Annotated in this window: 6 protein-coding genes; all 6 read right to left on the bottom strand. The window is 47.6% G+C overall.

Annotation, left to right across the window (positions count from 1 at the left end; all coding sequences use genetic code 11):
* Positions 1-499 precede the first annotated feature (499 nt).
* Positions 500-1,672: an FtsX-like permease family protein gene (locus tag QVO39_RS07495; RefSeq protein WP_021903650.1), complete on the bottom strand. Its 1,173-nt coding sequence runs from the start codon at positions 1,670-1,672 to the stop codon at positions 500-502.
* 55 nt (positions 1,673-1,727) lie between these two features.
* Positions 1,728-2,084 carry a 30S ribosome-binding factor RbfA gene (gene rbfA, locus QVO39_RS07490; protein ID WP_018028170.1) on the bottom strand — a complete coding sequence of 119 codons (357 nt, stop codon included), beginning with the start codon at positions 2,082-2,084 and terminating at the stop codon, positions 1,728-1,730.
* A gap of 15 nt (positions 2,085-2,099) precedes the next feature.
* Positions 2,100-2,747 carry an O-methyltransferase gene (locus QVO39_RS07485; protein WP_021903649.1) on the bottom strand — a complete coding sequence of 216 codons (648 nt, stop codon included), beginning with the start codon at positions 2,745-2,747 and terminating at the stop codon, positions 2,100-2,102.
* Entirely contained in the window at positions 2,744-4,198 is a 1,455-nt protein-coding gene (pyk, locus tag QVO39_RS07480; protein WP_021903648.1) for a pyruvate kinase, read from the bottom strand. Before pyk ends, QVO39_RS07485 begins: the two co-directional genes overlap by 4 nt.
* Positions 4,199-4,235: 37 nt before the next feature.
* Positions 4,236-4,667, bottom strand: coding sequence for a type II 3-dehydroquinate dehydratase (locus tag QVO39_RS07475; protein WP_070707008.1), 432 nt, complete (start codon positions 4,665-4,667; stop codon positions 4,236-4,238).
* Positions 4,668-4,754: 87 nt separating this feature from the next.
* Positions 4,755-5,171 (bottom strand): phosphatidate cytidylyltransferase (locus QVO39_RS07470; RefSeq protein ID WP_288171920.1); only part of this gene is annotated, 417 nt, incomplete at its 5' end.

Raw genomic sequence — 5,171 nt, 5'->3', positions numbered from 1 at the left:
CCCCTCGACTGGGGTCGCAAGGGTATTTTACGCCCATCTATACACAGGTCTTCGGCACTGCGTGCCTTGACCTATGCCTATTTAGCACGGACCCCTCAGCCGGGGTCCCTTTTCATAGACACCCCGCTAAAATCCATACGGTAAGGCCTTTCTAATGCGTAAGCCCTGACTTTCCTCACAAGGGTGACGCATTTGGTTACTCTTACAAAACCGCTGTACAGGTAGGTCAAAAGTTGAGATGCAACTAAGCAATCGGCGAGTTGCAACTAAGCATTTGCCGAGTTGCATCTCGCCGATTGCTTAGTTGCATCTCGGTTAACGCTTATATATGGTTTTGAATTTCAGTGAGTTATGAGGGTCGTATTTTGCTCTTTTTTTAAGCGGTTTTTTCAAACTCTGAAAAGGTGAGTCCCCGATGGTAAAAAAAAGGTGCCTTCGCACCTCTAATACATAACCCCGTACTTTGGATAGGAGTTGCAAGTAACGTAATAAGCAGAGCCTACCCTCGTTTATTCCAGCGGAAAAGTCGGAAGGCAATGAGACTACTCAGTATGCCAATCACCAGGATCACTAGTGAGACGAGCAGTAGGTCGAGTGGTCGGTAGTCTACAGGATAGGCCTCGATGAGGAACATTGAGGTATCTCCTCCTCCTAGCTTTGCAAAGCCAAACTGCTGCTGGAGCCATACCAATACTGACCCTACCACCAAACCAATTACCAAGCCCGTTGCTGAGAGTAGCCACCCTTCAATCAAAGGAATCAAATTGATCATCCTATCCCTTGCTCCGAGAAACATCAGCGTGCGAGCATCTTCTCGCTTCTCAATAATCAGCATACCAAGCGTACTGATCACACTAAAGAGGGAGAGCAGTAGCACAAATAGGAGTAGTACAAAGGAAAACCACTTCTCTATCTGTAGGATTTTATAGACATCGGGGTGCTGCTGATAGCGGTCGAGGAGCTGAAAGCCCTCTGGCACCTCAATCGGTGCTGAGAGGGCTAGATATCCTACCTCATCTTCATCGTACTGTAGAAGTCTCCGCACCTCATCTAGTCGTACAAATACCACCTCCGTATCCTCTGCTTGATCGGTACTAAAAACGCCTGTAATATGGTAGCTACCGCTCTGAAAGCTTCTAAGAGGGTTGACGGTAGAGATACGCCCTAGTCGCTTTGGCAGCATCACCTCCAGTGGTGAGACATATCCTGCTCCAGCCCCTAATGGCATCGCCACCCCTAGGCCTAAGATAGCTGTAGGTACCTCAGTAGTCCCAAGGTCAAAGTCTCCAGAAAAAAGATACTCTTGCAATGGCACTATCTCCGAGTAGCCATCACCCAATCCTACCAACTTGATAGCGGTGCTATTATCCTCAAACCGTGCTACCGCCTCCGTTTCGAGCACCCCAACTCCCTCACTAATCCCATAGGCAGAGGGCGAAAAAGGTTGCCCATCATTTCGCTGTAACTTATATTCGGGCGATAAGCTAGAGAGCTGTGAGGTGGTGAAGAGCTCAAAACCATTGAATACAGAGAGTACCACCACCATAGCTGTGGTGACTAGGGAGATTCCTAGCACTGCTATGATAGATAGGATATTAACTGCGTGGGTACTCTTTGGCGAAAAGAAGTAACGCCACGCAATCCTAAATGCATTGGTGAAGTGGTACGACATATAGCCTGAACGGTTGGTAGAAAGCTTCCTAAAAGGGGAAGTATCTCCAAGTGGATTACTCCTTAGTTGGTTGGTCAGTTAGCCCCAGTAGTTCATCAATTCGCTGAGCGTAGGCCTCACTATTATCTATCTCAAAGATAAGCTCTGGGATATGCCTTAGTTGCGATGCCATCCGATTGCCTAGGTCATAACGAACCGTCGAAGCATTCTCTTTAATCCACTTCATCATCTCCTCCGCCCTTTCATCGGGGAAGATGCTGAGGTACACTCGAGCACTACTTAGGTCGGGTGAGAGACGTACCTCCGTTACCGATATCATGATCCCTTTGGTTTTACGGGTCTCCTCCTGAAATAGTATTCCTAGTTGGCGTTGTATCTCTCGTGCTACTTTTTTAGTTCTTAGTTGATCCATAGTTATCTCCTTTTATTAGTTAATCATGATCATTGTGAGCCCATCTCGCATCGGGAGGATCACTTTCGATACCCTCTGATCTTCGGCCACAAGTCGGTTAAATCTACGTATTCCCACAGTTTGTGGATCGTGAAAATTATCGTGCCATACTTTTTCGCCCCAAAGCGTGTTATCGGCCAATATGAGGGCGCCCTTGGGGAGGCGAGAGGCGAGCAATTGGTAGTACTCAGGGTATTGAGCCTTATTGGCATCAAGGTAGACTAGCTGGTACTCCTCTAGCGGTAGCTCGCTGATGATCTCAAGAGCATCACCCATCAGTAGCTCCACTCGATCCTCTACGCCCGCTTGCTGGAGGTGGTCAAGGATACGACTACGCAATTCGTCATTCAGCTCTATCGTGGTGAGCTTTGCTCCCTTCGGCAAAGCCGTGGCGAGGGCAATGGTAGCATAACCGACAAAAGTGCCTATCTCTAGTACCTTTGAGGGCTTCATCAGCTCTACAATCATCTGGAGAAACAAGCCCTGAATATGCCCAGACACCATGCGGGGATGGGTGAGCGTGAGGTGAGCTTCTCTACTGATTTTGGCCAATAGATCTGGCTCTGGTGAGGAGTGGGTGGCGATGTACTCCTCCCTTGCTAGCTCCTCTAATCGCCGATTCATTTCTTTTGCTCTTCCTCGCTATAGAAGTCAAGTAGGTCACTTACTCTATTAAATTCAAGGCTGGTAGTGCCCACCTCATTGCTTAGGGTACCTCCAATATAGGCGATGAGGTCATCTGTCTTCAGCAGGCCACGCTCCAAAAGTGTCTTTACCGCCTTGACATAATACTGGCGCCTATTGTATCCCTCATGACTCAGGTAGATAGGATAGACACCGAAAGAGAGATTGAGCTGACGGGTAATGTATTGATCCTTACAAATAGCATAGATCGGAGCCTCTCCTCGGTAGGCACTTAGGTTGCGTGCACATCTTCCCGAAGCCACATCGGTGATGATCGCTTTCACTCCAAGCCGGAGGGTGGACTTCACGGTGTACTTTGCTAGGTAGCTAGTAACCCCTAGGATATCATTTTCGCCCTTACGAAGCTTAATACCGCCCCGATAGCTAAGATGCTTCTCCGCCTCTACGATGATACGCTTCATCGTCTTAACCGCATCCACAGGGTATTTACCATTGGTAGTTTCCCCACTCAGCATCACCGCATCAGTATTCATCAAGATAGCACTAGAGACATCCGATACCTCTGCACGGGTAGGGCGAGGATTGTGGATCATGCTGTGGAGCATCTGTGTGGCAATGATTACTGGCTTCTTCTTCAGGATACAGCGGTGTACAATATCATTTTGGATGGCTGGAATCTTCTCGAAGTCTATTTCAATGCCAAGGTCGCCTCGAGCGATCAAAATACCATAGCTGGCATCAATGATCTCATCAATATTATCTACTCCCTCTTGATTTTCAATCTTAGAGATAATCTTGATCGCCTCGCCACCATTTTCATCTAGGATACGGCGTACCTCATCCACATCTTTATGGCTACGTACAAAGGAGTGAGCGATAAACGCAAGCCCTCTCTCTATCGCATAGAGGATGAATTGATGATCTCGGTCACTCACTGCAGGTAGATTGATATGGACATCAGGCACATTGACACTCTTGCGAGAGCCTAAGACGCCATCATTCTCTATCACACAGTAGAGCTGCTCTGTATCCTTGTCTAGCACCTTAAGACCCACTTCGCCATCATCAATCAGGATGCGAGCACCTACAGGTACATCGTGTACAAAGTTCTTGTAATTCACATAGATACACGCTTCGGTGGAGGTTCCCTCAGGGTCGGCCGCTATGGTGATCTTATTTCCGGCTACGAGGTTAGCTTGATGCTCAAACTTTGTGGTGCGTACCTCTGCCCCTTTGGTGTCAATCATAATTGGTACCTGAGGATCTACGCTACGGACGTTGTCAATTATCCGATCAAATCCCTCCTTATCAATATGTGCCGAGTTGAGTCGAACGACATTAACACCGGCATCAAATAACCTTTTAAGAAACTCTGTGTCACATCTTTGGTCAGAAATTGTGGCAACTATTTTTGTCCTTTTATTGTCCATAATCAATCAATCGTAATATATACTTTCTTTCTTTCTTTTACCTTCTAGCAATTAAGTGTGCAACAGCCAAGCGGTATCCATCTAGCCCAAACCCCATCAAGGTCCCTACACACACCTCGCTCAGGAGGGTGATGTGTCGGTGAGGCTCCCGTGTAGCAAGGTTGCTAATATGCACCTCTACCACAGGACACTCTATCGCACGCACCGTATCCTGTAGAGCATAGGAGTAGTGTGAGAGGGCACCAGCATTGAGAATCATCCCACTAGAGTAGGGGGCTTGGCTCTGCATATAATCAATTAAGTCTCCCTCGTGATTGCTTTGGAAGTAGACCAATTCCCATGCCGGAAATAGATCCCTCAAGCGTTCGAGGTATTCATCAAATGGGGTGCTCCCATATATCTCTGGCTCCCTTGTCCCCAGCATATTGAGGTTGGGACCGTTTATGATATGTATCTGTCTGCTTTCCATGCTATCGCTTCCTTTGTCTATTGCAAAGATAATCAATTTATTCGTGGCGGAAAATAGCGGATCGTACTATCTGCATAGATGCTTCCCTTACGCCAAGATGACCAAATTAATGTAGAAAAAGGATGGGATCGCTACAAAGAGAAGACTATCAATCCGATCCAAGATGCCCCCATGCCCAGGGAGAATGTTGCCCGAGTCCTTTACTCCATAAGAGCGCTTCAAGAAACTCTCAAAGAGGTCACCGAAATTGCCAAAGAAAACAATCAACACCGCCAGCGTAATCCAGTTGGACATAGTTGCTACCTCAGGGAAAAGGGAGTGAAACCCAATAGCCCCAAGAATGGCTACCACGCCACCACCGATAGCACCCTCCCAACTCTTATTAGGGGATACACGGCGGAATAGCTTGTGCCGACCCAGTAGCGAGCCGATGAGATAAGCTCCAGTATCATTGAGCCAAATGGTTACCATAATGGGCAGTAGCCAAAAGGTGTCGGGGAAAGC

Source organism: Porphyromonas sp. CAG:1061, assembly GCF_000435035.1.
In the GTDB taxonomy this organism is placed as follows: domain Bacteria; phylum Bacteroidota; class Bacteroidia; order Bacteroidales; family Porphyromonadaceae; genus Porphyromonas_A; species Porphyromonas_A somerae.
This window is presented reverse-complemented; position numbering and strand designations above follow the sequence as displayed.